At 71.2% G+C, this 26,005-nt stretch carries 25 protein-coding genes; 14 read left to right on the top strand and 11 right to left on the bottom strand.

Annotated elements, in window-relative coordinates:
• The first annotated feature begins 17 nt into the window (after positions 1 to 17).
• Together ACQ860_RS01235 and ACQ860_RS01240 are read left to right on the top strand one after the other, a co-directional pair.
• Positions 18 to 737 carry a sugar phosphate nucleotidyltransferase gene (locus ACQ860_RS01235; protein WP_431301589.1) on the top strand — a complete coding sequence of 240 codons (720 nt, stop codon included), beginning with the start codon at positions 18 to 20 and terminating at the stop codon, positions 735 to 737.
• Positions 734 to 1,630: an NAD-dependent epimerase/dehydratase family protein gene (locus tag ACQ860_RS01240; RefSeq protein WP_431301590.1), complete on the top strand. Its 897-nt coding sequence runs from the start codon at positions 734 to 736 to the stop codon at positions 1,628 to 1,630. The genes ACQ860_RS01235 and ACQ860_RS01240 overlap by 4 nt, the downstream gene beginning before the upstream one ends.
• Before the next feature lies 1 nt (position 1,631).
• On the opposite strand, the gene ACQ860_RS01245 is transcribed toward ACQ860_RS01240, so the two are convergent.
• From ACQ860_RS01245 to ACQ860_RS01255, 3 genes are read right to left on the bottom strand one after another with little or no spacing between them, the layout of a single operon-like run.
• A complete protein-coding gene (locus ACQ860_RS01245) occupies positions 1,632 to 2,369 on the bottom strand; it encodes a glycosyltransferase family A protein (protein WP_431301591.1) in 738 nt (245 codons plus the stop codon).
• Positions 2,366 to 3,802 carry a hypothetical protein gene (locus ACQ860_RS01250; RefSeq protein ID WP_431301592.1) on the bottom strand — a complete coding sequence of 479 codons (1,437 nt, stop codon included), beginning with the start codon at positions 3,800 to 3,802 and terminating at the stop codon, positions 2,366 to 2,368. The genes ACQ860_RS01245 and ACQ860_RS01250 overlap by 4 nt, the downstream gene beginning before the upstream one ends.
• Complete coding sequence (locus ACQ860_RS01255) at positions 3,795 to 5,975, bottom strand: glycosyltransferase (RefSeq protein ID WP_431301593.1); 2,181 nt, start codon at positions 5,973 to 5,975, stop codon at positions 3,795 to 3,797. The genes ACQ860_RS01250 and ACQ860_RS01255 overlap by 8 nt, the downstream gene beginning before the upstream one ends.
• A 370-nt stretch (positions 5,976 to 6,345) precedes the next feature.
• Here ACQ860_RS01255 and ACQ860_RS01260 point away from each other — a divergent pair, with 370 nt between their 5' ends.
• Genes ACQ860_RS01260 through ACQ860_RS01275 form a run of 4 tightly spaced genes read left to right on the top strand, consistent with a single transcriptional unit; the run spans position 6,346 to position 10,636 of the window.
• Positions 6,346 to 7,506 (top strand): DegT/DnrJ/EryC1/StrS family aminotransferase, encoded by a 1,161-nt coding sequence (locus ACQ860_RS01260; protein WP_431301594.1) that lies wholly within the window; start codon positions 6,346 to 6,348, stop codon positions 7,504 to 7,506.
• On the top strand, positions 7,503 to 8,813 hold the full coding sequence (locus tag ACQ860_RS01265) for a glycosyltransferase family 2 protein (RefSeq protein ID WP_431301595.1): 1,311 nt from the start codon (positions 7,503 to 7,505) through the stop codon (positions 8,811 to 8,813). Before ACQ860_RS01260 ends, ACQ860_RS01265 begins: the two co-directional genes overlap by 4 nt.
• Positions 8,814 to 8,870: 57 nt before the next feature.
• Positions 8,871 to 9,986, top strand: coding sequence for a glycosyltransferase family 4 protein (locus tag ACQ860_RS01270; RefSeq protein ID WP_431301596.1), 1,116 nt, complete (start codon positions 8,871 to 8,873; stop codon positions 9,984 to 9,986).
• Positions 9,983 to 10,636 carry an acetyltransferase gene (locus ACQ860_RS01275; protein WP_431301597.1) on the top strand — a complete coding sequence of 218 codons (654 nt, stop codon included), beginning with the start codon at positions 9,983 to 9,985 and terminating at the stop codon, positions 10,634 to 10,636. The genes ACQ860_RS01270 and ACQ860_RS01275 overlap by 4 nt, the downstream gene beginning before the upstream one ends.
• A gap of 6 nt (positions 10,637 to 10,642) precedes the next feature.
• On the opposite strand, the gene ACQ860_RS01280 is transcribed toward ACQ860_RS01275, so the two are convergent.
• The gene (locus tag ACQ860_RS01280) at positions 10,643 to 11,821 is read right to left on the bottom strand and encodes a glycosyltransferase family 2 protein (protein ID WP_431301598.1); all 1,179 of its coding nucleotides are present in this window, start codon (positions 11,819 to 11,821) and stop codon (positions 10,643 to 10,645) included.
• Positions 11,822 to 11,898: 77 nt separating this feature from the next.
• Here ACQ860_RS01280 and ACQ860_RS01285 point away from each other — a divergent pair, with 77 nt between their 5' ends.
• On the top strand, positions 11,899 to 12,330 hold the full coding sequence (locus ACQ860_RS01285; RefSeq protein ID WP_431301599.1) for an acyltransferase family protein: 432 nt from the start codon (positions 11,899 to 11,901) through the stop codon (positions 12,328 to 12,330).
• On the opposite strand, the gene ACQ860_RS01290 is transcribed toward ACQ860_RS01285, so the two are convergent.
• The 4 genes from ACQ860_RS01290 to ACQ860_RS01305 are packed head-to-tail and all read right to left on the bottom strand — an operon-like array spanning position 12,309 to position 15,658.
• Entirely contained in the window at positions 12,309 to 13,265 is a 957-nt protein-coding gene (locus tag ACQ860_RS01290) for a hypothetical protein (RefSeq protein WP_431301600.1), read from the bottom strand. The genes ACQ860_RS01285 and ACQ860_RS01290 overlap by 22 nt on opposite strands.
• A gap of 7 nt (positions 13,266 to 13,272) precedes the next feature.
• Positions 13,273 to 14,193: a hypothetical protein gene (locus tag ACQ860_RS01295; RefSeq protein WP_431301601.1), complete on the bottom strand. Its 921-nt coding sequence runs from the start codon at positions 14,191 to 14,193 to the stop codon at positions 13,273 to 13,275.
• Positions 14,190 to 14,888 (bottom strand): acetyltransferase, encoded by a 699-nt coding sequence (locus ACQ860_RS01300; protein ID WP_431301602.1) that lies wholly within the window; start codon positions 14,886 to 14,888, stop codon positions 14,190 to 14,192. Before ACQ860_RS01300 ends, ACQ860_RS01295 begins: the two co-directional genes overlap by 4 nt.
• Positions 14,888 to 15,658, bottom strand: a complete 771-nt coding sequence (locus ACQ860_RS01305; RefSeq protein WP_431301603.1) for a class I SAM-dependent methyltransferase — start codon at positions 15,656 to 15,658, stop codon at positions 14,888 to 14,890. Before ACQ860_RS01305 ends, ACQ860_RS01300 begins: the two co-directional genes overlap by 1 nt.
• A gap of 144 nt (positions 15,659 to 15,802) precedes the next feature.
• Here ACQ860_RS01305 and ACQ860_RS01310 point away from each other — a divergent pair, with 144 nt between their 5' ends.
• The 4 genes from ACQ860_RS01310 (at position 15,803) to ACQ860_RS01325 (ending at position 19,438) form a co-directional block, all read left to right on the top strand.
• The gene (locus ACQ860_RS01310) at positions 15,803 to 16,861 is read left to right on the top strand and encodes a class I SAM-dependent methyltransferase (RefSeq protein ID WP_431301604.1); all 1,059 of its coding nucleotides are present in this window, start codon (positions 15,803 to 15,805) and stop codon (positions 16,859 to 16,861) included.
• Between the two features lie 94 nt (positions 16,862 to 16,955).
• On the top strand, positions 16,956 to 17,897 hold the full coding sequence (locus ACQ860_RS01315; protein WP_431301605.1) for an alpha/beta hydrolase: 942 nt from the start codon (positions 16,956 to 16,958) through the stop codon (positions 17,895 to 17,897).
• Positions 17,897 to 18,631: an SDR family NAD(P)-dependent oxidoreductase gene (locus ACQ860_RS01320; RefSeq protein WP_431301606.1), complete on the top strand. Its 735-nt coding sequence runs from the start codon at positions 17,897 to 17,899 to the stop codon at positions 18,629 to 18,631. Before ACQ860_RS01315 ends, ACQ860_RS01320 begins: the two co-directional genes overlap by 1 nt.
• Positions 18,632 to 18,652: 21 nt before the next feature.
• Positions 18,653 to 19,438, top strand: a complete 786-nt coding sequence (locus ACQ860_RS01325; protein WP_431301607.1) for an SDR family NAD(P)-dependent oxidoreductase — start codon at positions 18,653 to 18,655, stop codon at positions 19,436 to 19,438.
• Between the two features lie 140 nt (positions 19,439 to 19,578).
• Here the strand turns inward: ACQ860_RS01325 and ACQ860_RS01330 are convergent, their stop codons facing one another.
• From ACQ860_RS01330 to ACQ860_RS01340, 3 genes are read right to left on the bottom strand one after another with little or no spacing between them, the layout of a single operon-like run.
• The gene (locus ACQ860_RS01330; RefSeq protein ID WP_431301608.1) at positions 19,579 to 21,213 is read right to left on the bottom strand and encodes a flavin-containing monooxygenase; all 1,635 of its coding nucleotides are present in this window, start codon (positions 21,211 to 21,213) and stop codon (positions 19,579 to 19,581) included.
• A gap of 47 nt (positions 21,214 to 21,260) precedes the next feature.
• The gene (locus tag ACQ860_RS01335; RefSeq protein ID WP_431301609.1) at positions 21,261 to 21,977 is read right to left on the bottom strand and encodes a tRNA1(Val) (adenine(37)-N6)-methyltransferase; all 717 of its coding nucleotides are present in this window, start codon (positions 21,975 to 21,977) and stop codon (positions 21,261 to 21,263) included.
• Positions 21,970 to 22,167 (bottom strand): DUF2007 domain-containing protein, encoded by a 198-nt coding sequence (locus tag ACQ860_RS01340; RefSeq protein WP_431301610.1) that lies wholly within the window; start codon positions 22,165 to 22,167, stop codon positions 21,970 to 21,972. Before ACQ860_RS01340 ends, ACQ860_RS01335 begins: the two co-directional genes overlap by 8 nt.
• A 157-nt stretch (positions 22,168 to 22,324) precedes the next feature.
• Between ACQ860_RS01340 and ACQ860_RS01345 the strand changes: the two genes are divergently transcribed.
• The 3 genes from ACQ860_RS01345 (at position 22,325) to ACQ860_RS01355 (ending at position 25,995) form a co-directional block, all read left to right on the top strand.
• Positions 22,325 to 23,320 carry a polyprenyl synthetase family protein gene (locus ACQ860_RS01345; protein WP_431301611.1) on the top strand — a complete coding sequence of 332 codons (996 nt, stop codon included), beginning with the start codon at positions 22,325 to 22,327 and terminating at the stop codon, positions 23,318 to 23,320.
• A gap of 63 nt (positions 23,321 to 23,383) precedes the next feature.
• A complete protein-coding gene (locus ACQ860_RS01350; RefSeq protein ID WP_431301612.1) occupies positions 23,384 to 24,361 on the top strand; it encodes a Bug family tripartite tricarboxylate transporter substrate binding protein in 978 nt (325 codons plus the stop codon).
• 224 nt (positions 24,362 to 24,585) lie between these two features.
• Positions 24,586 to 25,995: a DUF1254 domain-containing protein gene (locus ACQ860_RS01355; RefSeq protein WP_431301613.1), complete on the top strand. Its 1,410-nt coding sequence runs from the start codon at positions 24,586 to 24,588 to the stop codon at positions 25,993 to 25,995.
• The last annotated feature ends 10 nt before the right edge of the window (positions 25,996 to 26,005 follow it).

Genomic DNA, 26,005 nt, shown 5'->3' on the forward strand with positions numbered 1-26,005 from the left:
GCGCAGGGGAGACGACGATGCAGGTCCTGGTGATGGCGGGCGGCCGCGGCACGCGCCTCGGCCCCTATACCGCCACCTTCCCGAAGCCGCTGGTGCCGATCGGCGACATGCCGATCCTCGAATTGCTGCTCCGCCAGTTCAAGGCGGCTGGCGTCACCGAGGTGATCCTGGCCGTCAACCACCTGCATCACCTGCTGCGCGCCTTCTTCGGCGAGGGCGAGCGGCTCGGCATGAAGATCTCCTACAGCCTGGAGGATTCGCCGCTCGGAACCGCCGGCCCCATCGGCCTGGTGCGGGACCAGCTGCAGGAGACCTTCTTCGTCAGCAACGGCGATCTGCTGACCACGCTCGATTTCGCCACCATGCTGGCCGCCCATCGCGCGGGCGGGGCGGACGCCACCATCGCGAGCTTCCGGCGCGAGATGAAGTCGGAATTCGGCGTGCTCGAGACCGATGATGCCATGCGGATGACGGGCTACCTGGAGAAGCCCGTGCAGACGCATCTCGTCAGCATGGGCCTCTATGTGCTCCAGCGCGACGCGGTGCTGCCGCATGTGACCCCCGGCGAGCGGCTGGACATGCCCGACCTGATGCGCGCCCTGGTGGCCGGGGGGCGGAGCGTCCTCTGCCACGCGCCCGAATGCTTCTGGCTCGATATCGGCCGGCCCGATGACTACGCCCAGGCCCAGGCCCTGTTCGACACGGATCGCGGCCGCTTCCTGCCTGACGGAACGTGAAGGCGCTGGTCACGGGGGCGGGGGGTTTCGTCGGCCGGCATGTGCTGGCCGAACTCGCCGCCCGTGGGATCGAGGCCGTGACGCTTGGGCGCGGCGACCCGGCGGCCAGCCTCCCCGGCCGCGCCTGGCGCATCCCCGACCTTGGCGATGAGGCCGCCATCGGCACCGTCCTGCGCGAGGCGCAGCCGGGCCTGATCTTCCACCTCGCCGGCACCGCCGCCGCCGAGCCGCTGGAGGAGGCCTATCGCGTCAATGTCCTCTTCGCCGCGCGCCTGCTGGCCGCCGCGCGCCGCCTGCCCGCGCCGCCGCGCATCCTGCTCGCCGGCAGCGCCGCCGAATACGGCCCGATGGAGGAGGCGCAATTGCCGGTGGCCGAGGACGCCGCCTGCCGGCCCGTCTCGGTCTATGGCATCACCAAGCTCGCGCAGACGCTGCATGGCCTCGCCGCCGCTTCGGACCTGCCGGTCGTGGTCGCGCGGCTCTTCAACGTCATCGGCGGCGCCATGCCGGGGCACCTGGCACTCGGCGCCTTCGCCGCGCAGATCCGCGCCATGCCGGCCTCGGGCGGCGTGCTCCGCACCGGGCCGCTGGCGCGCGAGCGCGACTTCGTGGAGGCCGCCCCCGCCGCCGCCCTGCTGCTGGACCTGCTGCGTGATCCGCGCGCGGAGGGGCGCGTGGTCAATATCTGCTCCGGCCAGCCCACCAGCCTCGCCGACCTCACCGCCGCGCTGGTGCGCGCGTCCGGCCGCCCGGTCGAGATCCAGGAGGCGCCGGGCCGCGCCGGCAATTCCGACATGATCCGCCACTGGGGCTCGGCCGCGCTGCTGCGCTCCTGGGGCTATCGCCTGGCGCCGCCCGATGCGGAGCGGGTCGCCGCGCTGCTGCTGGGCTGAGCTACGCGGCGCCCTCCGGCCGCAGCCAGCCGATGCGCGAGCGGAAGAGGCTGGAGGGCGTCATCAGGGACTGGGTGCCGATGGTCCGCCGCACCATGGAATCCGCGCGCACGCGGATCAGATGCGCCGTATCCGGCACGACACGGTGGATGAACCCCGCCGCCGTCGTCTCGCAGTTCCAGTTCCAGTCCTCATAGCCGAACTGCTTGTCGATGTTGGTCCGGCGATAGGGCACGCGCTCATAGACGGAGCGCTCGGCGAAGCTCGGCGAGGTCCAGTGGTTGCGCAGGCCGAGCACGACCCAATCGCCCTCGGCACTTTCGCCATCCGGGTGCGGCAGCCAGCTCGGCGCCACATCCTGGCCGAAGAGCAGGCTCGCCTCGGGGTGCCAGACGGCGGGCTCGGCCGCCTGGCTCGCCGCCGCATGGGCGCGCAGCAGCCAACCCGGACCCCAGAGGTCATCCCCGTCCAGGAAGGTGAGGTAGCGGCCGCGCGCCTCGCGCACGCCCTCGTTGCGGGCGAGGCCGAGGTCGTTCACCTCGGTCTGCACCACGCGCACGCCGGGGTGGCGCGCCAGCACGTCGAGCGTGGTCTGGTCCGTGCAGTCGGCCATGGCGATGATCTCCACCGCGAGGCCGGCCGCGCGCGCCTGCTCGGCCGCCTGGCCCATGCTCAGCAGCGAGGACTGGGCCAGCACGCCCTCGCGATGGACGTTCAGGATGGCGGAGATGTCGGTCATGGGGCGGGCGGCTCCGCGCCGAGGAAACCCTCCGCCGCCCGCCAGGCTTCGAGCGGGCGGAACGGCGCGCGCGCGGCCTCGGGCAGGCCGAAGCCGTCGGCCAGGCGGTTGAGGGCGGCGAGGTCGGGGGCGTAGCTGAGGGTGAGGAAGGGCAGGCAGCGCCGGAAATGGCGCCTGATCAGGTCGGCCGCCTCGCCCATCGGGCTGTCGGTCCAGGCGATGAAGAGGCGGGCATCCACCCGGAAATTGCCACCGTGCCGGGCGATCGCCTCACCCCCCGCATGGCTGCCCCAGGCCATGATGGCCGGGGGCCGGAAGGCGTTGAGCAGGGCGGTGACCACGCGCACGCGCGCGCTCCCCTCCAGCCCCGGGCTGATGGCCGGGAGTGAACGCGAGGCGACGGAGCGCGGCAGGTGGCGCCCCACCGAAACCTCGTCCCCATCCGTCTCCAGCACCAGCAGCGTCGGGTCGTCGGGCAGGTCGGCCAGCTCCGGCACGTCGTCCAGCCGCCCGGCCAGCAGGATGCGGCGTGGCACGGTGTCGAGCGAGAGGAAGAGCGAGCGCCAGGCCAGTTCGGCCGGGCCAAGCGCGAGGGAGACGGCGGGCAGCTGCTCCAGCGCCGACGGCAGGTCGGCCAGGTCGGCCTCGATGTCGCGCACCAGCGCGATCATCGCCCGCGCCTCGGCGGCGACGGCGCCGCGGACGAAGCGCAGGGGGGCATCCTTCGCGTGGAGATAGGCCTGGTGGCGGAACTCGCGCTGCGCGGCGTAATGCCGGAGCGCGCCGCGCGCGTCCGGCAGGCTCTGGCGGTTGCGCGCCGCATGGCGCAGCGGGTCGAAGCCTGGGGTCGGCCGGAAGCCCTTCGCCTCGCCCTCCAGGATGTAGTGGAGCAGGGGATTCATCCCGCGCGCCGCCACCTCGGGATATTGCGCGACGTACCAGGCGACGTCGAAGAAGGGCGAGGGCGAGAGGCCGAGGGCCGCGCCGTGGTTCATGAAATGGGTGGGCGCGTCCATCCCCGGCGATTCCGCGAAGGGATAGGCGGCGAAGTACCACTTGTTGTGGAAGAGCGGCGAGGGGTCCCGCCGCTCGGGCCGGCCGAAATGCAGGTAGTGGTGCAGCGGGTTCACGCCTGCGGCCACGATGTCGGGGTAGGTGCGGCAATACCAGGCCATGTCGAACAGCGGCCCCGGATCGCGCAGGGCGGTCAGCGCGTTGCGGCAGAAATCCTCGGGCGCGCTCATGCCCGGGGCCATCGCCGCGCCATGGGTCGCGCGGTACCAGGCGGTGTCGAACATCGGGTTGGGGTCGAGCCCCTCATCCATCCCGCGTCCGGAGAAGTGCAGCACGGGGTCGCCCACCGCGGCCCCGCCATGCCGGGCCCGGTACCAGTCCGGGTCCACCAGCAGTTCCGCGATCTTCAGCCTATCCATGACGTGCCGCCCCGGGGTGCCGCGAGGGAGGGAGGAGTTCGGCCAGGGCGGCCTCGTAGCCCGCCAGCATGGCGCGGCGGTCGAAGCGGGCCTCGGCCAGGCGCCGCGCCGCCGCGCGCATGCGGTCGAGCGCCGCCGGGTCGCGCGCCGCCTTCGCGATGCGGGCGGCGAAGCCCGCCAGGTCCTCCGCGTCATGGAGCCAGCCGGTCTCGCCCTCCGTCACGAGGTCGGGCAGGCCACCGACGCGTGAGGCGAGGACGGGCACGCCCATGGCGGCGGCCTCCATCACCACCGTGGGCCGGCCATCGAGGCGCGAGGGCAGGATGAGGAGGTCGAGCGCGCTCAGGACGGGCGCCACCTCCGCCACCTCGCCCAGCAGGTGGAAGCGGCCGGGGGCGAAGCCCGCCTGGGCGATGGCGGCCTCGATCTCAGGGCGCAGCGGCCCGGTGCCGGTCATCACGAAGGTGACGGGCAGGGCCGCGTCCACCCGGCGCGCGATCTCGATGAAGCCCAGCGGATTCTTCTCCTCCGACCAGCGCCCCATGAAGCCGACAAGGAGGTGCCCCGCGCCCGCGTTCATCTGCCGGCGGAACGCGTCGCGCGCGCCGCCCGGGCGCAGCGCCTCCAGATCCACCCCGCTCTCGACGAGGCGGATGCGCTGCCGCGTCTCGCCGGTCTCGAGCAGGTGGTCCAGCACCGCCTGGCTTTCCACGAGGTTGAGGTCGATCAGCCGGCGGCGCCGCGTGTTGTTGGCGACATGGCCGACCGTGTTGAACAGCAGGTCCGCCACGCGCAGCGCCGGCTGCGCGAGCCTGAGGCGCGGCAGCATCTCGTACATCGCCGCGCTGCCCACGATCCAGACGATGTCGGGCGCGCGGGTCTCGACCAGGTGCAGCAGGAAGTCGTCCTGGAATTCGGGCGGCACGGCGCAGGGCAGTTCGAAGATCTCGCGCGTGTGGGCGGCGAACCATGGCGTGCTGTCGCCCAGCGCCGGGTCCGGCGTCAGGGTGGTGACGATGACGACCCGCCAGCCCGCGGCGGTCAGGTGCCCGACCACCGCGCTGAGCAGCCGCTCCGCCCCGCCGAGCACCAGCCAGGGCAGGGCGAGCAGCAGCGTCGGTGGCCGCGGGCCGGCGGGGCCGGCGAGCGCGCGCCGGCGCTGCGGCGTGCCCCGGCCCGCATGGGCCGAGTGCGAGAGGCCGCGCGTCGTGGCCAGCGGCCAGAGGATGTCCATGTTCGCGCGCTGCACCAGGATGCGCTGCTGCCAGGCGGGCAGCACGTCCTTCGCCTTGCTCAGGCTGCTCGCATGGACGCGATAGCGGAGATAGGGCGCGCGCGGCAGGTTGCGGATGCGCGCGCCCAGCGCCGCGAGGCGCACCCAGAACAGCCAATCCTCGTGCACATGGCCGATCACGTCGCGCTCGATGTCGCGGAAGCCGCCGCTCGCCTCCCAGAGGGCGCGGCGGAACACCGCGCAGGTCAGCACCTGGTTGTCCTTCAGCAGGTCGGCCAGCTCGGGGCGTTCCATCGGGAAGTAGTCGCCCTTGTCCTCGCCCACCATGCGAAGCCCGCAGGAGACGACGTCATAGCCCTGGCGGTCCAGCAGATAGACCGCGTGCTCGAGATAGGTGGGCGCGAGCGTGTCATCCGCATCGAGGCAGCAGATGAGGGCGCCGCGCGCCTGGCTGATGCCGAAATTGCGGTTGGCGCCGGCCGGGCGCGGCGAATCCTGGAAGAGGACCCGCACCCGCCCGCCCTCCAGCGCCCGCGCCGCCTCGCGCGATGCGGAATCGGTGGAGCCGCCCTCGACCACGATCACCTCGATGTCCTGGAAGGTCTGCGCCAGCACGGATTCGACGGCCGCGCCCAGGAACCGCCCATAGTTGAACGAGACGATGACCACGCTGACGCGCGGCGCCGTTGCGGGGTCGAAGGCCGGGCGGGGGCGGTGGCCCGTCTCGGGCTTCAGCAGGCGTTCGGAAGCGATGGCTTGGAAGAAGGCCGGGTCGCTGTACCGGCCATCCTCCTCCGCGCCCGCGCCGGCCACGAAGGGGTTGGCGCCGCTGCCCCGGCCCAGCAGGCGCCGGACGAAGTGGGCCGCAAGGCGTCGGCCCCGCCGCAGCAGGCCGCCGGCGAGCCTGCGCAGCGCGCCCCGCAAGGGACCAGCCGTCATCGGCGCACGTTCGGGTGCTGCGGGCGCGTGGACCCGCCGGAGCGAGGGCCCACCGCGGCCGGCGCGGCCGCGACAGGCATGGCCTGTGCCGGAAGCCGCGGCCGGGCGCACCTTTCAGCTCTGTCTGCCGATTCCATCGCGCCGGGTTATGGCCGAGGCCCGGCGCGACCACAAGCGCGCCGCCACTTCCGTTGATTGCGGCGTAGGACGGTTGATTTCGGCGTAGATTTGTCCGACACGCCAAACTTTACACGGGCCGGTTGGTGGCCGGCCCGCCGAAGACCGCCGCGCAGCGCGCATGCTGTGGCCCAGACGAGGAACCGCCTCACGTGAACTTCCAGCCTTGCCTTCGGTTGCAGCCCTTGCAGGCATGTTCTCGCACGGCCGGCCTGGCGGGCGCGCCGCGATGACGGGCCAGGCCACGCCGGGCAGCGGGCCGGCGCCGATCACGGTGCTGCGGCCGCTGCTGCCCCGGGCGGCGGAGGTGCTGCCCTATCTCGACCGCATCGACGCGACCCGGATCTACAGCAACTACGGCCCGCTCTGCCTGGAGCTGCAGCAGGGCATGGCGCGCTGGCTGGGCGCCAAGGCGGGCGTGGGAGGGGTGCGCGTCGTCACCGCCAGCAGCGGCACCACGGCGATCGAGATCGCGCTGCGCGCCCGCGCCCTGCCGGGCCGGCGCTTCTGCCTCATGCCTGCCTTCACCTTCATCGCCAGCGCCCATGCGGTCTGCAATGCCGGTCTCGAACCCGTGCTGACCGATGTGGAGGAGGCGCGCTTCACCCTGACGCCGGCCCTGGCCGAGGCCGCGATGGCCGAACTGCCGGAGCCGCCCGCCGCCGTGCTGGTGGTCAGCGCCTTCGGCGCGCCGCCCGACGTCGCGGGCTGGGAGGATTTCGAGGCGAAGCACGGCGTCCCCGTCGTCTTCGACGCGGCCGCCGCCGTCACATCGCTGCGCCGCATCGGCCGCCAGCCGCTCGCCGTCAGCCTGCACGCCACCAAGGTCTTCGGCATCGGCGAGGGTGGCGCCGTGATCACCACGGATGCCGCGCTCGCGGACCGCCTGGCGGCCAATACCGGATTTGGCTTCCTGGGCACCGATCGCGTCTCGGCCGAGCGCGCGGGCAACTACCGCATCTCGGAATACGCGGCTGCCGTCGGCCTCGCGGTGCTTGCCGGCATTGACGCCAAGGAACAACGCCTGCTGCACCTGGGTGGGCTCTATGCCGAGGCGCTGCGCAACTCCCCCTGCCGCCTGCAGGAGGGCGCCGGCACGGAATGGGCGACGATGACGCTCAACGTCGTCATCCCCGCGGACCGGCTGGAGGGCAGCCTCAGCCGGCTCGATGCGGCGGGCATCCAGTGGCGGCGCTGGTGGGGCCTCGGCACCCACCGCCACCCGGCCTTCGCCGACCTGCGGCGCACCGCGCTGCCGGTCACGGAGGACCTGGCGCCGCGCGTCATCGGCCTGCCCTTCTACGAGGGCCTGACCGAAGCCGAGATCGGCCGCGTGGCGGAGGCGCTGCGGTGAACGCGCCCAAGCTCTCCTTCATCGTCCTGTCCTACAACTACCAGGACTACATCCGCACCACGCTGCGCAGCATCCTCGACCAGACGGTCCAGGATTTCGAGGTGGTGGTGGTGGATGACTGCTCCACCGACGCCTCGCGCGAGGTGATCCGCTCCTTCGGCGATCCGCGCATCCGCCTGATCGAGAATGAGCGCAACCTGGGCGGCGCCGGCAGCTACAATGTCGCGGTGCAGGCCGCGCGCGGGGAGTGGCTCGTCAACCTCGACGCCGATGACTGGATCGCACCCGGCAAGTGCGAGCGGAAACTGGCCGCCCTCGCGCGCGACCCCTCGATCGACATCCTGGGCGGCTGGGTCTCGGTGGTGGACGAGACAGGCGGGCGCCACGCCCGGGCCGATGAGGTCGAGGCGCTGATCAACCGCGACTACCAGCTCAACCGCGTCGAGACCTGGATCGGCCAGAACCCGCTCTGCCGCTCCTCCACCATGGTGCGGCGCGCGGCGCATCTGCGCATCGGCCTGGACGACGCCGCGATGGTGCGCGCGCCGGACTACGAGCTCTGGACGCGCGCCCTGGCGCAGGGCTGCCGCTTCGGCCTGCTGCACGAGCCCGACACCTTCTACCGCCTCCAGGCGCGCGGCGTGACCCATGCGGACCCGGTCGGCACGCTGCTCGAGATGAGCTTCGCCAAGATCCGCAACCTGGCCCCGCTGGCCGAGCGGCGCTGCCTCTTCGACGCCCTGGCCGAGATGCTGGGCTGGCTCGCCAAGAACGCGCACATCATCTCGGTCACGCCGCGCGAGGCCTCGCGCCTCGCGGGCTACATGCTGACCCTGCCGGCGCAGACCGATTTCCCCGCCTTCCGTGAAAGCCTGAAGGCGGAGGACCCGACCGGCGTGCTGGACCGCCTCGGCCGCTTCGGCCTGCTGCACGGCAAGTCGCATCTGCCGGCCGGCCTGCTGGAGAAGCTCTACGCGGATATGGGCGCCTATATCGAGGCGCGCGACTATTGGCGCGGCCAGGCCGCGCTGTGGGAGCGTGAGGCCAGGATCATGGCTGGCCTGGACGAAGCCGGGGATCTTCCCACGGGGCAGGCCACCGGGAGCGTGCTGGCGCGCCTGGGCGTTCTTGAGGCGGAGCTTGCGCATATGCGGGCGCAACGCGACGCCTACCTGGCGGATCGCGACCAATGGAAGGTCCGGGCGGAGGGCTGCGAGGCCTCCTACTGCGCGGGGCTGCGCCACCGTCTCAAGGCCGCTCTCAAGCCACTGGTCAACGCGCTGCGTGGCCCGCGCGGCAAGCTGTGACGCAGGCGCCCCCGACCCCGATGACCCGCCCCGCCGCCGCCCCGCGAGACACCCGACATGGCTGAGCCTGCCCCCGCCGCGCGCGGCATCCTGGCCCTCTTTCCCTTCCTGGTGGTCGGCTCCCTGCCGGTGTCGGTGATGCGCGAGATGCGCGCCCGCGGGCATGACGTGACCGTGGCGCGCTACCTGCCCGTGGCCCAGGGCTACACCATGGACCCGCTGGACGACTTCGCCGCCGAAGGCCGCCTGATCGATCTCTCCGAGGCGATCGGCCCCGACGGGCCGGACCGGCTGGAGGCGCTCGTCGAGGAGCGCGACATCGGCCTGATCCTGCAGATCGGCTCCCCTTGGGCCTACTCGCACCTGGCCCGGCTGAAGGAGCGCCGCCCGGCACTGCGCCTCGTGGACACGCTCTACAACAACGGCCCGCACTTCCACGCCTTCGCCCATTACGGCGCCTGCTATGACGGCGTGCTGGTGGAAAGCCGGGAGATGGTCTCGCGGCTCGAGGGAGGGCCGCATGGCGCCTGGGTGCGGCAGGTGGAGAGCGGGGTGGACATCGCCCGCTTCGTCCCCGCCGGCCGCGCGCTGCAGCCGCCGGGGCCGGAGCTCGTGCTCGGCTATGTGGGCCGCATGTCGCCCGAGAAAAATCCGCTCGGCTTCGTCACGCTCGCCGAGGCGCTGCATGCGGCCCGGCCGGGCCTCAGTTTCGTCATGTTCGGCGAGGGCGCCATGGCGGGCGAGGTGAAGGCCCGCATCGCCGCGAGCCCGGCCCGCGACGCCATCGCGTTCCGCGGCTTCGCCGACCACCCGACCACCGCGCTCGCCGCGATCGACGTGCTGGTGGTGCCCTCGGTGCTGGATGGCCGCCCGGCCGCGATCATGGAGGCCAATGCCTGCGGCGTGCCGGTGATCGCCGCACCCGTCGGCGGCATTCCCGAGTTGATCGAGGACGGGCGCAACGGCTTCCTCTGCCCGCCGCGCGATGCCGCGCGCTGCGCTGCGCTGGTCGCCGCCCTGCAGGAGGACCCCGGCCGCTTCGCGGCGCTGCGCGAGACCGCGCGCCAGGTGGCCGAGGCGCGCTTCGACCGGCGCCGCATGATGGACGCCTATGAGGCCGCCTACCTCGAGGCCCTGGCCGCCCCCGCCCGTCCGCTGCCCTGCCTCGCATGAGTGCCCCCGCCGGCCCCGGGCGCGTTCTGATCTTCGGCGCGGGCGGTCTGGGCCGCGAGGTGCTGCAGATCCTGCGGGACATCGCCGCCAGCGGCCGGCCGGCCGAGGCCATCGGCTTCGCGGTGGACCCCTCGCACCGCGGCGCGCCCACGCTCGGCGGCCTGCCGGTGCATGACGATGCCATGGCCATGGTGCGCGCCGACCCCACGCTTTCGGTGGTCGTGGCGCTGGGCGACCCCGGGCTGCGCGCGGCCACCGTCGAGCGCCTCTCCGGCGCCCGCTTCGCCACGCTCCGCCACCCCGCCGCCTGGCTGGGCGAGAGCGTGACACTGGGTGAGGGGAGCATCGTCTTCGGCCATGCCTCCGCCACCACCGATGTCGCGATCGGCCGCCATGTGCTGGTCAATCCGGGCTGCACGCTGGCGCATGACGTGGTGCTGGAGGATTTCGCGACGCTCGCCCCGGCCGTGGCGCTGGCCGGGGGCGTGCATGTCGAGGCGGGTGCCGATCTCGGCACCGGCGCGCGCGTGATTCCGCGCCGGCGGATCGGGCGCAGCGCCGTCGTCGGCGCGGGGGCGGTGGTGATCCGGGACGTGCCGCCGGGTGTGACCGTGGTGGGCGTGCCGGCGCGCATGCTGCGCGGCGGCTGAGGCGCGTCAGCCCCGGCGGCCCTTGGCCTGCGCCTCCCAGGCCTCGGCCTGCTTCTGCCACCATTCCTTCGCCTCCATCACCTGCTGGTGATAGGCGAGCAGTTCGGCATGCGCCGCCTGCAGCTGCGCCAGCTGCTCGGCACCGCCCTGCGAGGCCTGCAGACGGGCGATCTCCTGGCCGCTGGCGGCGAGCGCGCGCAGCGCGCCGGTCCGCATCGGGTCCACCTCGGCCAGGGCGCGGTAGAAATAGGCCGCGCCATGGCCCGTGCGCTCCAGCGCCGCCGCCGTCTCCGGCGTGTTGAGCGCGCGATATAGCGCCTCGATCCCGAAGTTGCGCGGCGCGGGCGCGCTGGCGCCAAGGCCGAGCAGCGCGAGCGCGCCGGTGACGCCGTGGCCCTGTTCCAGATGCGCCGCCGCCTCGGGGAAGACGCGCAGGAAGAGCGCCGGGTCCTGCTCCAGCGTGAAATAGTTGCGCAGCACCTGCACGAATTCCCAGGCGACGCGCGCATCGGTGGCCGGGTTGCTCGCGTGCATGTTGGCGCCGCCCGCGCGCAGCCGATAGGCCACCAGCGCCTCCTCGATCACATGGATCGGGAAGTTCAGGCAGAGCTTGACCCACATGTCGTAATCCTGGGTCTGCCAGAGGCAGGGGTCGAAGACGCCCACGCGCTCGAAGCCCTCCCGCCGGACCATGACGGTGGGCGCCGAGAGCAGGTTCCCCTCGAAGAAGAAGTGGCGCAGCGCGGATTCCCGGGTGACGCCGGCTGGCCGGTAATAGGGGAAATCGCCCGCGATGGGGGCGCCGCCATCATCCACCGGCGTCATCCAGGAAAACACGGCGGCGAGTTCGGGCTGCCGCTCGAAGGCTTCCACCTGGCGGCGCAGCTTGCCCGGCAGATAGAGGTCATCCGAAGGCAGGAAGGCGAAGAAGCGTCCGCGCGCGCGTGCCATGTTGCGCGCGGCGGTGACGCTGGGGCCGACATTGCGCTCGTTGCGCTCGAAGTGGATGCGCTCGTCGCGCACGGCGAGCACCTCCTCCACCGTCCCGTCGGTCGAGCCGTCATCGGTGATGATGATCTCGAAGTCGCCGAAATCCTGGTTGAGCACGCTCTCCAGCGCGGCGCGCACGTATTTCGCGTGGTTGTACGACGGGATGCAGACGGAAACGATCGGCGTCGTGGCCATGCGGGCGGGCTCCAGAAAACCTGAGCCGGAGGGTTGGCGCATTTGCCGGGGCCGGGCAATAGGCTCGTCGGCATGTGATGCACATCACGAGGCCGACCGAATCCGTCCCCGCGCCCCAGACGGCGCAGGGCCGCGTCGTCTTCCTCGACCTGCTGCGCATCTTCGCCTTCGCCAGCGTGCTGGCCGGCCACGAGTTCTATCCGGCGATCGAGGCCGCGGCGCAGGACCCCACGCTGCATGTGACGCTGCGCCTGATGGCACAGATCCTGGCACCCTTCGTCTGGGCGGGCGGCGCCGGCGTCATCGTCTTCCTCCTCGTCTCCGGCTACATCATCACGCAGGTGTTGCAGCGCGAGCGCGCGGGCGAATTCCTGCTCCGGCGCATCTATCCGCTCTACATCGCCGCCGTGCTGACCGAGACCCTGCTGGCCGCGGCGGTGCTCAGCCAGCCCGTGCCGCCGCTCCCGGAGGCGGGACGGCTGAGCCGCTACAGATTCAGCTGGAAATAGTCGTGCGCCACGGCGCGGCCGCCGAAGCCTTCCTTCTGCTCGATCAGGCCGTCATTCAGGTAGCGGCCCTGCTGCTCGGTCGAGTTGCCGAAGTCGAACCAGCGCTTCTGCGCGAAGACCTCGTCCAGCAGATACAGGAAGATGCGGTCCAGGCACCCCATGGCGAAGCCATCCGGCGTGCTGGCGGCATATTGCAGGTGCGCGACCTCATCCGCCTCGTAGATGACGACGCCGCCGAGCAGCCCGCCCGAAGGGTCGCGCGCGGTGAAGAGGCGGATGTTCTGCGGGAAGCCGGAATGGAGATACTGGATCTCCCCCACATTGTGCACCGGCTTCACGTCGTAGCGCGCCCGCAGATGGCGATCGAGCAGGTCCCAGAAGAGCGCGAAATCCTGGTCCTCGGCGACGGTGACGCCCGCCTTCATCGCCTTGGCGGCGCCGCGCCGGCGGCGCTCCTGCGGCGGCGGGCGGCGGGCCATGTCGATCGTGCTCAGCAGGTCGCGGCGGTAGAGCTGAGCGTCGTGGCGGAACAGCGCGTAGCGGTCCTCCTCCGCCGGCAGGCGGTGATAGATATGCGGGATGCTCTTGTAGATGAGCGTCTTCGCCCCCTGGGCCGCCAGATGCGCGCGCACCACGTCGAAGACGCGCAGCATCATCGGCGTCGTCATCCGCGCGTTGATGATGAAGCCGCCGAAGGTCAGGCCATTGTGGCTTGCCACCAGGTCGCCATCGCGATGCGCCGGCAGCAGCGCGACGATCTCATCCCCGCTGCGGATGATGAGGGAGCAGTCGCTGAAGCGGTCGGCGTGGTAGTCCATGTAGCCGCGCAGCAGCAGGAAGGTGCCGTTCTTGCTGGCCCGGACGAACTCGTCCCATTCCGCGCGCCGCTCGGCGGTGTAGCGTTCGACGATGAGGGGACGGACGGTGGCGGACATGCTGGCCTCAGTCGCTTTCGAGCACGGCGAGGCCGATGCCGGTCCGGCCATAGCCATTGCCATTGTAGAACATGTAGAGCGCGCCGCCGATCCGCTCGACGGCACCGTAGCACAGCATCTCGCCATCCCATTCACCGGGGGAGAGATCGAGGCCCACCTCCGCATCGCGCCGCGTCCAGGCCTGGCCGTCGGGCGAGGTGGCATAGCCCATGGCATAGCCGCGCGGTGAGCGCACCGCGTACCACATGCGCCAGTCGGCGGGCCCCACGCGCTGGATCCAGGGCCGCCCGAAGCCGATCTCCTCGCCCTCCGGCGCCATCAGCTCCCGCCCCTCGGACGGCCAGTGGATCCCGTCCTCCGAGGTCGCGTAATGCAGGCTGTAGCGCGGCTGCTTGCGACCCTCGACGAAGCGGAAGCCCGCGCCGCCGATATACCAGGCCTCCCAGCCCGGCGCGCCGTCGCGTTTGCGGACATAGGGCGCGGTGCGGAAAATCGGCTCCTTTGGCCCGCGGTCGAACACGGGCGTCACCGCCCAGCGCGTGAAATCCATATCACCACGCGGCGCGGTCGCGAGTCCGGCGAAGAGCGTGTAGGGCACCTTCGTCTGCAGCTGGTAGCCATTGTAGTAGAGCCGGACCGAGCCGTCGGCCAGCGTCACCGCGCTGCACGGGTTCACGCCATTGTCGTCGAAATGCCCGGGCTCGCCGATGTCCAGCACCGGCCGCTCCGCCACGGCCAGAACGCGGCTCGGGTCGCGGCGATCCACCTCGATCCAGCCAGTGCGCGAGACGGTGTTCGCGTCGCACACGCCGAGCAGCAGGCGGATGCGATCCTCCAGATAGACCGGCGTCGCCAGCATCGCATGCGATTGCGCCCAGGGCCGGCTTCCATCCGGCGCCCAGAGCAGGCCGAGCTTGCGCCACTTCATGCCGGCGGCTCGTCCCGCACGCGGAAGAAGCGCCTGGCCCCCACCTTGGCCGCCTCCTGCTCGGGCGGGCGGAACATCTGCCCCTCCTCGGTGTCGCGGGAGATGACGACGCCCTGGCCGATCCAGTTATCGGCCGCCACGCGCAGATTGTTCCCGATGGCGACATTCACGCCGAGGAAGCTGTTGGCGCCGATCTCGCAGAAGCCCGAAACGACGACATGGGAGGAGACGAACACATTGTCCCCCACGCGGCTGTGGTGCCCGATATGGTTGCCCGACCAGAGGACGACATTTTCGCCGATCTCGGTGAAGGACTGCACAACGTTGTTCTCGAAGATGAAGCAGTGCCGCCCGATGCGCGCGCTGGGGGCGACGAAGGCGTGCGGGCTGACGAAGGAAGCGAGCGGGTAGCCCGCCGCCGCGACCTGGGCCACCAGCCGCGCGCGCAGCCGGTTCAGCTGGGTATAGACCACCGCCACATGGGCGTGATGCGTGGCGGGAGGGTAGCGTTCGGGCAGTTCCTCCAGCGGCACGACGGGCAGGCCGCAGAGGGTCTCCCGCTTGAGGAAGGCGCGCTCCACCGCGAAGGCGACGACACGATAGGGGCTGAAGGCGGTGAAGTATTCGTGGGCCACCTCGGCGAAGGCGCTGTCGCCCACCAGGACGAGGTCATGCCGCTTTTCGGGCGCGCTCATCACGGCCTCCGCAGCAGCAGGTCTTCGCGCCGGTTCGCCATGGGGAGCTCCGGCGGCTGCGGCAGCACCCAGGCATCCACCCCCGCGGCCCGCGCGCGTGCAACGAGTGAGAGCAGCACCGCGTCATCCATCTCGCCCTCGCTCGGCTGGTTGAAGCCGGGCACCGGGTCCTCGTCGCGGCCCGTGTAGTGGCGGTGGAAGGCGGCGCCGGCGGCACTCGCCAGGAAGCGGCGGCGCATGGAGGCGTTGGGCACATCGCCGATCAGCATGGCCCCGCCGCCCGGGCGCAGCAGCGCCATGGCCGCGTCGAGAAAGGCGAAGAGCGGGCCGGCGGCGAACACGTAATGCAGGACGGAATAGCAGATGATGACGTCCACCCCGCCGCGCAGCCCATCGAGCGCGGTCGCGCATTGCGGGAAGGGGCCCTCGACCTTGCGGATGAAGGGGGCGTCCGGCAGCGCGTCCAGCATCTCGGGGGAGTCGACCAGGATGATCTCGTGGCCCTGCGCGCGGCAGGCCTCGATGATGAAGGCCGGCAGGTCGCTGCAGCCGGGGCCGATATCGAGCACCCTCAGCCCGCGCGCGGATTCCAGGGCGGGCAGCTTCGCGCGGATGTCCTCGAAGATCGCGGCCTCGCGCCCCGCCCGCAGGCTGTCAGGGAAGCCGATGCGCTGGTAGCGGCTGAGATCGGCGCGCCCGGCGAGATCGCGGAACCCCTCATAGGTGAGGTCCGCGAAAGCCCTGGCCTGCCGGCGTTCTGCCTCATCCATCGCGTGTTTCGCCCGTCAAGCCGCCAATGCGCGCAGCATTAGGCCAGCCACCCAGGGGCCGCAAGGCGGATCGGCCGGGCGGGGATGGCGGCGAGGTCATGGGTCTAATATGAAATAACCTACATCACGCGGAAAGAAATTGGCATGCCGACACCCCGTTCCCTCGCGCGCGGAGCCCTCCTCCAGTTCCCTCCGCTGCGCCGGCTGGTGGAGGGGCGCGACCGGCTTCAGGCCGAGCTGCATGCCGCGACCGCGAGGCTTGCCGCGCAGGCGGCGGAGCTGGATCGGCGCGAGGCGCGCCTCGCCGCGGCGTGCGCGGCGCTGGCCCATCTCGAAGCTGAGACGGCCGGGATGCGCGCGGCCCGCGCGGAGGACCGGCTCTTCATCACCGAATATGCCTATCACCCGGCGGCCCGTCCGCTCGCGTCCTCGGCCGGCGGCCGGCAGCTCGACGCGCAGTTTCGCAAGGCCCTGCCGGGCATCGAGGCGACGCTCGCCGGCATCGCCACCGAGGCCCAGGGCCTGGCCCGCATCCCGCGCCTGGCGGACGGCACGCTGCGGCCCTTCTGGCAGAATGACTGGTTCCCGCCCTTCGACGGCGCGGCGCTCTACGGCCTCATCGCCCGGCACCGGCCGCGCCTGTACCTGGAGGTCGGATCGGGCATCTCCACCCGTTTCGCCCGCCAGGCCATCGCCGATCTCGGCCTCGCGACGCGGATCGTCTCGATCGACCCACACCCGCACAATGCCCTGGCCGGACTGTGCGACGAGACGATCGTGAGCCGGATGGAGGACATGCCGGCCAGCTTCTGGGAAGGGCTGCAGCCAGGCGACATGCTCTTCATCGACAACAGCCACCGCAGCTTCCCGGGCTCCGACGTCACCATCTTCTTCACCGAACTGCTGCCCGCGCTGCCGCCCGGCGTCATCTACGGCATCCATGACATCTTCCTGCCGCAGGATTATCCGAAGGCCTGGAACCACCGCTTCTACAGCGAGCAATACCTGTTGATGGCCTATCTGCTCGGCGGCGCGGGCGCCGACGAGATCCTGCTGCCCGTGGCCTGGGCGAGCGGCGAGCCGGGGTTGCATGGTCGCCTCGCCGCGCTCTGGGCGCGGGACGACCTGTTCCACGGCCTCAGCACGCATGGCGGCGCCTTCTGGGCGCGGCGCGGGACCCCGCCCGCCGCCCCGGCGGGGTGAGGGGGCCGTTGCCCCGCCGCGCCGCCCGGGTCCATGCTGCGCCGAAGACCTTCGGAGGAAGACGACGCATGTTCCCGACCGGCGAGGCGCGCGCATGACCGCCCCCCTGCATCCCGATTGCATCGCCCTGCTGGAGCTGGTGAAGGCCAGCGGCCGTCCGCGCTTCGACACGATGGAGCCGCTGGCCGCGCGCGCCCAATACGCCGCCGGCCGCAATGTCGTGCAGCCGCCCTCGCCGGATGTGGCCGAGGCGCGCGACCTGCGCCTGAAGAGCGGCGTGGCGGCCCGCCTGTATCGCCCGCTGGGCAGCACGCCGGACCAGATCCTGCCCGGCCTGGTCTTCGCCCATGGCGGCGGCTGGGTCTTCGGCGACCTCGACACGCATGACCACCTTGCGCGCAGCCTCGCCAATGGCTCTGGCTGCGCCGTGCTCGCCGTGGATTACCGCATGGCGCCCGAGCACATCTTCCCGGCCGCCGTGGACGACATGGCCGAGGCGGTGCGCTTTGCTGCCGACAACGCGGCCGCCCTGGGGATCGATCCAGCGCGGCTCGCCGTCGGCGGCGACAGCGCGGGCGGCAATCTCTCGGCCGTGATGGCGCTGATGTCGCGCGACGGCACGCTGCCGCCGCTGCGCTTCCAGCTGCTCATGTATCCCGCCACCGACATGACGGCGACGCATGAGAGCTACCAGCGCTTCACCGAGGGCCTGCCGCTGGTCGCGGCCGGCATGCACTGGTTCCGCAACCTCTACATCCCCGATGCCGCGCAATGGACGGATTGGCGCGCCTCACCCTTGCGCGCCGCCTCTCTGGCGAACACGCCGCCCGCCTTCGTGCTGACCGTGGGCCATGATCCGCTCTGCGACGAGGGGCGCGAATATGCGGCGCGGCTGGAGCGCGAGGGCGTGCGTGTGACGCATCTGCATGCGGCCGATATCCTGCACGGCGCGCTGACCATGTGCGCCATCATCAAGCCCGCGCTGGAGCTGATCGAGACGGCGGCGCGCGCGCTGAAGGAGGGCATGCGCGCGTGATGCTGGCCGGCAAGGTCGCGCTGGTGACGGGCGGGGCCTCCGGCATCGGCCGCGCCACCGCGCTCGCCATGGCCGGGGAGGGGGCGCGCGTGCTGGTGGCGGACCGCGACGGCGCCGCGCGCACCGCCGCCGCCATCGTCCAGGCCGGCGGCGAGGCGCGCGCCATCGCGGCCGACGTGACCGACGAGGCCGATGTGGCCGCCATGGTGCGCGCGGCCGTCGAGACCTTCGGCGCGCTGCACTGCGCCTTCAACAATGCGGGCGTGGCGCCCGCCGAGCCGCAGCCGCTGGCCGGGATCTCCGCCGGGGAATGGGCGCGGGTGATCAACGTCAACCTCACCGGCGTCTTCCTCTGCATGCGGCACGAGATCGCGGCCATGACATCGGGTGGGGCCATCGTGAACACCGCCTCCATCGCCGGCCGCATCGCCCTGCCCAAGGCCGGCGCCTATGTGGCGGCCAAGCATGGCGTGATCGGCCTGACCCGGGCCGCGGCGCTGGACCACGCGAAGGACGGCATCCGGGTCAACGCCATCTGCCCCGGCTATGTCGAGACGCCGCTGGCCCACCGCGGCATAGAGCGCCGACGCGACGCCATCCTGGCGCGCGTGCCGCTGGGGCGCATCGGCACGGTGGAGGAGATCGCCGCGATGGTGGTCTTCCTCTGCTCGGACCGCGCGAGCTTCGTGACCGGCGAGGCCATCGCCGTGGATGGCGGCCACACGGCCAATTGAACAAGGAATGAGGAGTTGAGGATGCGCTTCGAGAACAAGGTCGTCATCATCACGGGCGCGGCGAACGGCCTGGGCCTGGACGCCGCCGGCGGCTTCGCCCGCGAAGGGGCCAAGGTGCTGATGGTGGACCGCGACCCCCGCGGCGCCGACGGTGCCGCGGCGCTGGCCGCCCAGGGCCATGACGTGCGCTTCCGCCAGGCCGATGTGACGCAGGATGCCGATGTGCGCGGCTATGTCGCCGCCGCGATGGAGGCCTGGGGCCGCATCGACTGCTTCTTCAACAATGCCGGCATCGAGGGCCATGTCCGGCCCATCATCGAGCAGGAGGAGGCGGTCTTCGACGCCGTCATCGCGGTGAACGTGAAGGGCGTCTTCCTGGGCATGAAGCATGTGATGCCGGTGATGCTGGCGCAGGGCAAGGGCGCGGTGGTCAACACGGCCTCGACCGCCGCGCTGGTGGGCTCGGCCGGGCTCGGCCCCTATGTCGCCTCCAAGCATGCGGTGCTGGGCATGACCAAGACGGCGGCGGGCGAGGTGGCGCGCGGGGGCGTGCGGGTGAATGCGCTCTGCCCCGGGCCGACCGACACGCGCATGATCCATTCGCTGGAGGAGCAGGCGACGGCGCGTGGCGCCAATGACGTGCCGGAGAAATACATGGCTTCCATCCCGCTCGGCCGCTACTGCACACCGGCCGAGGTGACGGCAATGGTGCTCTTCCTGTGCTCGGACGAGGCCTCTGGCATCACGGGCGGCCAGTTCCAGGTGGATGGCGGCCGCACGGCGTGCCCCGCCGGGGCACTTCGTTAACCGCCCTCAAGCGCCGGGCGGCGGCTCCGCCGCCTTGGCTTCGCGCCGCTTGAGGCGCGCTGGCGGGGAGGCCGGTCTGGGCGCGCCGACCGCTTTGCGTCCGGATTCTCGTGCGGCGGTGCTGACTTCTTTCGGGTCGGTTATTCGGCTGCCCTGACCTGTTCGGCGGGCGTGAAGGCGAAGCCCGGATAGCCCCCCGCCGCGATCTCGTCGCAGAGTTGCCGGTAGGTTCCCACGCCGCCCACATAGGGCATGAAGAGCTGCGGCTTGCCCGGGATATTGGCGCCCATGTACCAGCTGTTCGCCTGCGGATAGAGCGTGCGGTGCGCCACCTCGTTCACATGCGCGACCCACTCCTCCTGCGCCTGCGCCGTCGTCTCCATGACGGAGAAGCCCGCGTGCCGCATATGCGCCAGTGCGTCGCAGACCCAGTCCACATGCTGCTCGATCGAGACGATCATGTTGGACAGCACCGAGGGGCTGCCCGGCCCGGTGATGAGGAAGAGGTTCGGGAAGCCCGCCACCATCAGCCCCAGATGCGTGCGCGGCCCCTCCGCCCAGGCGTCCCGCATCGAAAGCCCGTCCTGCCCGCGAATGTCGATGGCGAGGATGGTCCCCGTCATCGCGTCGAACCCGGTGGCGAAGACGATGCTGTCCACCGCGTGCGTCTGCCCGCCCGCCTCCACGCCCTTGGCCGTGATGCGCGTGATGGAGTGCCGCCGCACATCCACCAGCTTCACATGCGGCAGGTTGAAGGTCTCGTAATAGGCCGTGTCCACGCAGATGCGCTTGGTGCCGATGGGATGGTTCTTCGGCGCCAGGATCTCCGCCACCTCCGGGTCATGCACCAGGCCGCGGATCTTCTCGCGCACGAAATCGGCGGCCGTGTCGTTGGCTTCCTTGTTCGTGAGCAGGTCGCTGAAGGCCGCCATGAAGGCCGTGCCGCCCGCCGCCCAGCGCGCCTCGTATTCCGCGCGCCGCTCGGCCTCGCTAACGCTGAGCGCGGAGATGGGGTTGAGGTGATAGAGGATGCCCGTGCGCATCTGCCGCGCCGCCGCGCGCCGGGCCGGGTAATCCCGCTTCCAGGCCTGCGCGTAATCCTCCGTCATGGGCCCGTTGCGGGAGGGGATGCTGAAATTGGGCGTGCGCTGGAACACGGTGAGCTGCGCCGCCTGCTTCGCGATCACCGGAATCGCCTGGATCGCGGAAGACCCCGTGCCGATCACCGCGACCCGCTGCCCCGTGAAATCCACGCCGCCATGCGGCCATTGCCCCGTGTGGTGGATCTCGCCCGCGAAATCCCCGATGCCCGGAATATCCGGAAGCCGCGCGGAGGAGAGGCACCCCGTGGCCAGGATCAGCTGGCTTGCGATGATCCGGCGCCCCGTATCGGTCTCGACCAGCCAGCATCCCGCCGCCTCGTCCCAGGCGGCCGAGGTCGCGCGGGTGTTGAAGGCGATGTCCCGCCGCAGGTCCAGCCGGTCGGCCACATGGTTCGCATAGGCCAGGATTTCAGGCTGACCCGCGAAGCGCTCGGACCAGCTCCATTCCTGCTGCAATTCCTCCGAGAAGCCGAAGGAATACTGCATGCTTTCCACGTCGCAGCGGGCACCTGGATAGCGGTTCCAGTACCAGGTGCCACCCACGCCATCACCCGCCTCCAGCGCCAGCGCGGGGATGCCGAGGCCCCGCAGCCTGTGCAGCAGGTAGAGCCCCGCGAAGCCCGCGCCGATGACCAGCGCGTGGGTCCGCTCCGGCTGCCTGTCCTGGGCCATGCGCCCCTCCCTGTGGTTGGGGGCGATGATGCGCCGCCCTGGGGGCGCTATGTCAACGCGGAAGCCTCGCGCAGCACCGCCTCGGCGGCCGGGGTGTAGCGGCCATCCGCCTCATGCAGGACGAGGCCGGGCAGCACCTCATCCGGCCCCGCGCCACCCCGGCGGGCCTGGATCAGGATGCGCTTGGCGGGCACGCCCTGGCGGGGCCAGAGCGGCAGGAGACGCACCGCCCCGCACCCGGCCTCGATCAGGGCGGCCGCGGCTTCCGCGAAGCGCGCGGCGGGCAGCACCAGGCTCAGCGTTCCCTTGTGCCGCAGCGGTCGCGCCATGGCCTGCACCCAGTCCAGAAGTGGAGCATCCTCATGGGCCGCCTGGCGGCGTTCGGCCATGGGCGAGGGGGTGCCGCCCGCCCAGTAGGGCGGATTGGCGAAGGCGTGATGGATGGGGGGCAGGTGCCGCAACTCCCGCGCATCGGCCGCGCGGATCTCGGCGGGCAGGAGGTTCAGGCCGGCATTGCGCTGCGCGATGTCCACCAGCGCCGGGTCGCGATCCACCGCCAGGATGCCGAGGCGCGGAACCCGGGCGGCGAGGCAGAGAAAGGCCGCACCCGTGCCGCAGCCCAGTTCCAGCACGGAGTCGCCGGGCCGCGCCGGCACGAAGGCCGCCAGCAGCACGGGGTCCAGCGCCGCGCGGAAGCCGTCCCGCGGCTGCAGCAGCTTGACGCGGCCGCCCAGCAGGGCGTCCTCGGAGAGGTTGCTAGACACCGGCCTCCTTCAGCAACCGCTGGGCACGGGCCGCATCCTCCGCGCGGACGGCCAGCCGCTGCGGGAAAATCGAGAGCCCGAGGCCCGAGAGGTTGCGATCGAGCAGCACGGCCTCGATCCCGGCATCCCGCAGCAGCGAGGCCAGGAACTGCATCCGGATGGGATCCGCATCGGCCGCCACCACTTCCATCGGCTGAAATCCTTGATTTCCCTTGCCTTGCCGCCATGTCGGCCTCTCGGTATCCTGCACAGCCCGGGCCGGGGTCAAGTTTCGACCATGGGGGCTGAGGGAAGAGACAGGGAATGCGCGCGTGGCGGGTGTGGTACAGGTGAGGGATAATGGCGCCATGCGGGCTGACCGAGGCGAGGACGCGCTGGCGCGGCTGAACCGGCTGGTCGCGGAAGACCTCAAGGCCTGCAACACCCTCATCATCCAGCGCATGCAAAGCCCGGTGGCGCTGATCCCGCAGCTGGCCGCGCACATCATCGCGGCCGGCGGCAAGCGCCTGCGCCCCTTGCTCACACTCGCGACCTCGCGCCTCTGCGGCTATGAGGGCCCGCGCCACGTGGCGCTCGCCGCCTGCGTCGAGTTCATCCACACCGCGACGCTCCTGCATGACGATGTGGTGGACGAGAGCGCGCTGCGCCGCGGCCAGGCCAGCGCCAATGCGCTGTTTGGCAACAAGGCTTCCGTCCTCGTCGGCGATTTCCTCTTCGCCCGCGCCTTCCAGCTGATGATCGAGGACAAGAGCCTCGAGGTGCTGCGCATCCTGGCGGGCGCCTCGGCCACCATCGCCGAGGGCGAGGTGCTGCAGCTCATCACCCAGAACGACCTCTCGAGCACCGAGGCGCAGTATCTGGAGGTGATCCAGGGCAAGACCGCCGCCCTCTTCGCCGCCGCCGCCCGCCTGGGTGCCGTGGTGGGCGACCGCCCGCAGGTCGAGGCCGAGGCGCTGGACGCCTATGGCAACAACCTCGGCATCGCCTTCCAGCTGGTGGATGACGCGCTGGACTACTCGGCCGAGCAGGCGCGCCTGGGCAAGACGGTCGGCGACGATTTCCGCGAGGGCAAGATCACGCTCCCGGTGCTGACCGCCTTCCACGCCGGCGACGCGGCCGAGCAGGAATTCTGGCGCCGCACGCTGGAGGCCGGCGAGCAGACCGACGAGGACTTCGCCGAGGCACAGCGGCTGATCGCCAAGCACCGCGGCATCGAGCGCACGATCGAGCGCGCGGAGCTATACGGCAATGCGGCGCTGGCCGCGCTTGAGATCTTCCCGAAGGGCGAGGCGCGCGAAGCGCTGGCCGATGTCGTTCGGTTCTGCATCGAGCGCGCCCGCTAGGCGGCGCACGCATCAGGTCAGGCCCGGGACATAACGGGCCGGCCGCACAGGGAGGTATTGAGGATGGCACGTACCACACGGCGCCTGGCGCTGGCCGGGCTTGGCATGCTGCTCGCGGCCCCCGCGCTGCGGGCGCAACCCTGGGCGCCCACGCGGCCCATCCGCATCATCGTCACCTACCCGCCGGGCGGCGTGAACGACATCGTGGGCCGCATCATCGCCGAGCCGCTCTCGCGCGAACTGGGCCAGCCCGTGCTGATCGAGAACCGGGCCGGGGCAGGGGGCAATATCGGGACCGTCGCTGCGGCCCAGGCGGAGCCCGACGGCTACACCATCCTGTTCGGCACCACTGCGCTTTTCGGCGTGAACCCGCTGCTCTACGCCGCCTCTTCCGGGGTGGATGCGGTGCGGGACTTCGTCAGCCTCGGCATGATCGGGGAGGTTGCGAACATCCTCTCCGTCATCCCGGGCCGCGTGCAGGCGACGGACATGGCGGGCTTCATCGCGGAGGCCAGGCGCCGCCCGCTGATCTTCGGCTCGGTCGGCAATGGCTCCTCCTCGCATCTTTCGGCCGCGCTGTTCCTCAGCATGACGGGCATCGAGGCGACGCATGTGCCCTATCGCGGCTCCTCGCCGCTGGTGGCCGCGATGCTGGCCCGCGAGGTGGATTTCGGCTTCGACACCACCGCGACCTCGACGGCGCATGTCCGCTCGGGCGCCTTCCGCCCGCTGGCCGTGACGACGACGACGCGCGCCTCCGCGCTGCCTGATGTGCCGACGATGCAGCAGGCGGGGCTGGCGGGCTATGACCTCGGCATCTGGTTCAACCTGGGCGTGCCGCGCCGCACGCCCGCGCCGGTCGTCGCCCGCCTCGCCGAGGCGCTGGAGCGCGCCCGCAGCGCGCCCGCCACGCATGACCGGCTGCGCACCGCCTTCGTCGAGCCCATGGCGCTGCCCTTCGCGGAGAACGAGGCCTTCATCCGGGCGAGCGCCGAGCGGTGGCAGGCCATCGCGCGCGCGGCTCGGGTGTCCGTAGATTAACGCTGCTGCACTGTTGCGCTTCCGCATGAGCGCCTAGCCTCAAAAAATGAGAACACGGATTCACCGGGTTCGACCGAGGCAAGGCCAGGAATGACGAAACGACGTGATCTCGCGGCGCTGGCCGCCGCGGCCGCCGCCCTGCGCGGCACCTTCGGCGCGGGCCGCGCCCAGGCGCAGCCGCTCACCGGCACGCCACCCCGCCCGTCTTTCGCTACACCACCCCCATGCCGTCCGGCGTCGCCTCGCCCGCCACGGTGGAGACGCGCTTCGGCCGGCTCAACTTCTTCGACGGCGTGCCGGATGGCCCGACCACGGATGCGATCTACGACAACCTGATCTTCCAGCAGGCGGTGCAGGCCTACCTCCTCGGCATCCCGGCCGTGAACCAGGCCTTCAATCGCGAGGCCATCCGCAGCTTCGGCCCCGACAACGTCACCATCCCGATCTGGGAACAACTGGTGGACAGCCGCACGGTCGAGCTCACGGCCAATGACAACACGCCCTACACCTGGTTCTGGATCGACCTGCGCGGCGGGCCGCTCGTCATCGAGGTGCCGCCGCGCGTGCTCGGCATCATCAATGACATGTACTATTTCTGGGTGGCTGATCTGGGCCTGACCGGCGCGGATCGCGGGCGGGGCGGCAAATATCTCATCCTGCCGCCGGGTTGGCGCGGCCAGGTGCCGCAGGGCTACAACGTGATCCGCCCCAGGACCTTCAGCAGCGTCGTCATCTGGCGCAGCTTTCTGGAGAATGGCGACCCGCGCCCGGGCGTGGACGCGGTGAAGCGCCGCACCAAGGTCTATCCGCTCGCCCGCGCGGCCAATCCGCCGCGCCTCACCTTCGTGGATGCCTCGACGCGCCCCTTCAACATGGTGGGCCCGGCCGATTTCCGCTTCTGGGAACTGCTGAACACCGTCGTCCAGGAGGAGCCGCCGGAGGCCACGGATGCGACGAGCCTCGGCTATTTCGCGGCCGTCGGCATCCGCAAGGGCCAGACCTTCCGCCCGGATGAGCGCATGCGCCGCGTGCTGACCGAGGCCGCAGCTGCCGGGGACGCCACCGCGCGCGCGCTCTTCTACCGGATGCGTGATCCGGAGGGGATCATCTTCCCCGATCGCAAGTGGAAATTCGCCTTCGTCGGCGGCTACAAGTTCGAACGCCAGCCCGGCGTGCCCAACCTCAACGCCCGCTCCTTCTACTTCTTCGCGGCCACCGGCGTGACGCCAGCGATGGACACGAAGGTGGTGGGCGAGGGCTCGACCTATCCCTGGACCGCGGAGGATTCCAACGGCAACGCCTTCGACGGCGGCAAGACCTATCGCCTGCGGCTGCCGGGCCCGGTGCCGGTCCGCACCTTCTGGTCCACCATCGTCTATGACACGCAGACGCGCTCCATGCTGCAGACGGACAACCGATTCCCTTCGGTTAGCAGCCAGAAGCCTGATCTCCAGGTGAACCCTGACCGCTCGGTGGATGTGTGGTTCGGTCCGACGCCGCCGGCGGGCAAGGAAAGCAACTGGGTGCAGACCATCCCGGGCAAGTCCTGGTTCGTGATCCTGCGCCTCTATGGCCCGCTGCAGCCCTGGTTCGACCAGAGCTGGAAGCCGGGCGACATCGAGTTGCAGGGTTAGCGGCCGGGCC

Source organism: Sediminicoccus sp. BL-A-41-H5 (genome assembly GCF_050632405.1).
Taxonomy (GTDB): Bacteria; Pseudomonadota; Alphaproteobacteria; order Acetobacterales; family Acetobacteraceae; genus Roseococcus.

Excerpts from the sequence above, each read along its gene's own strand:
- ACQ860_RS01320 (WP_431301606.1), top strand. The coding sequence starts at position 17,897 with ATGCTGGCCGGCAAGGTCGCGCTGGTGACGGGCGGGGCCTCCGGCATC.
- ACQ860_RS01250 (WP_431301592.1), bottom strand. The coding sequence starts at position 3,802 with ATGGATAGGCTGAAGATCGCGGAACTGCTGGTGGACCCGGACTGGTAC.
- ACQ860_RS01355 (WP_431301613.1), top strand. The coding sequence starts at position 24,586 with ATGCCGTCCGGCGTCGCCTCGCCCGCCACGGTGGAGACGCGCTTCGGC.
- ACQ860_RS01235 (WP_431301589.1), top strand. The coding sequence starts at position 18 with ATGCAGGTCCTGGTGATGGCGGGCGGCCGCGGCACGCGCCTCGGCCCC.
- ACQ860_RS01340 (WP_431301610.1), bottom strand. The coding sequence starts at position 22,167 with ATGGAAGTGGTGGCGGCCGATGCGGATCCCATCCGGATGCAGTTCCTG.
- ACQ860_RS01275 (WP_431301597.1), top strand. The coding sequence starts at position 9,983 with ATGAGTGCCCCCGCCGGCCCCGGGCGCGTTCTGATCTTCGGCGCGGGC.
- ACQ860_RS01300 (WP_431301602.1), bottom strand. The coding sequence starts at position 14,888 with ATGAGCGCGCCCGAAAAGCGGCATGACCTCGTCCTGGTGGGCGACAGC.
- ACQ860_RS01290 (WP_431301600.1), bottom strand. The coding sequence starts at position 13,265 with ATGTCCGCCACCGTCCGTCCCCTCATCGTCGAACGCTACACCGCCGAG.
- ACQ860_RS01345 (WP_431301611.1), top strand. The coding sequence starts at position 22,325 with ATGCGGGCTGACCGAGGCGAGGACGCGCTGGCGCGGCTGAACCGGCTG.
- ACQ860_RS01260 (WP_431301594.1), top strand. The coding sequence starts at position 6,346 with ATGTTCTCGCACGGCCGGCCTGGCGGGCGCGCCGCGATGACGGGCCAG.
- ACQ860_RS01280 (WP_431301598.1), bottom strand. The coding sequence starts at position 11,821 with ATGGCCACGACGCCGATCGTTTCCGTCTGCATCCCGTCGTACAACCAC.
- ACQ860_RS01245 (WP_431301591.1), bottom strand. The coding sequence starts at position 2,369 with ATGACCGACATCTCCGCCATCCTGAACGTCCATCGCGAGGGCGTGCTG.
- ACQ860_RS01285 (WP_431301599.1), top strand. The coding sequence starts at position 11,899 with ATGCACATCACGAGGCCGACCGAATCCGTCCCCGCGCCCCAGACGGCG.
- ACQ860_RS01270 (WP_431301596.1), top strand. The coding sequence starts at position 8,871 with ATGGCTGAGCCTGCCCCCGCCGCGCGCGGCATCCTGGCCCTCTTTCCC.
- ACQ860_RS01310 (WP_431301604.1), top strand. The coding sequence starts at position 15,803 with ATGCCGACACCCCGTTCCCTCGCGCGCGGAGCCCTCCTCCAGTTCCCT.
- ACQ860_RS01255 (WP_431301593.1), bottom strand. The coding sequence starts at position 5,975 with ATGACGGCTGGTCCCTTGCGGGGCGCGCTGCGCAGGCTCGCCGGCGGC.
- ACQ860_RS01295 (WP_431301601.1), bottom strand. The coding sequence starts at position 14,193 with ATGAAGTGGCGCAAGCTCGGCCTGCTCTGGGCGCCGGATGGAAGCCGG.
- ACQ860_RS01325 (WP_431301607.1), top strand. The coding sequence starts at position 18,653 with ATGCGCTTCGAGAACAAGGTCGTCATCATCACGGGCGCGGCGAACGGC.
- ACQ860_RS01315 (WP_431301605.1), top strand. The coding sequence starts at position 16,956 with ATGACCGCCCCCCTGCATCCCGATTGCATCGCCCTGCTGGAGCTGGTG.
- ACQ860_RS01305 (WP_431301603.1), bottom strand. The coding sequence starts at position 15,658 with ATGGATGAGGCAGAACGCCGGCAGGCCAGGGCTTTCGCGGACCTCACC.
- ACQ860_RS01350 (WP_431301612.1), top strand. The coding sequence starts at position 23,384 with ATGGCACGTACCACACGGCGCCTGGCGCTGGCCGGGCTTGGCATGCTG.
- ACQ860_RS01330 (WP_431301608.1), bottom strand. The coding sequence starts at position 21,213 with ATGGCCCAGGACAGGCAGCCGGAGCGGACCCACGCGCTGGTCATCGGC.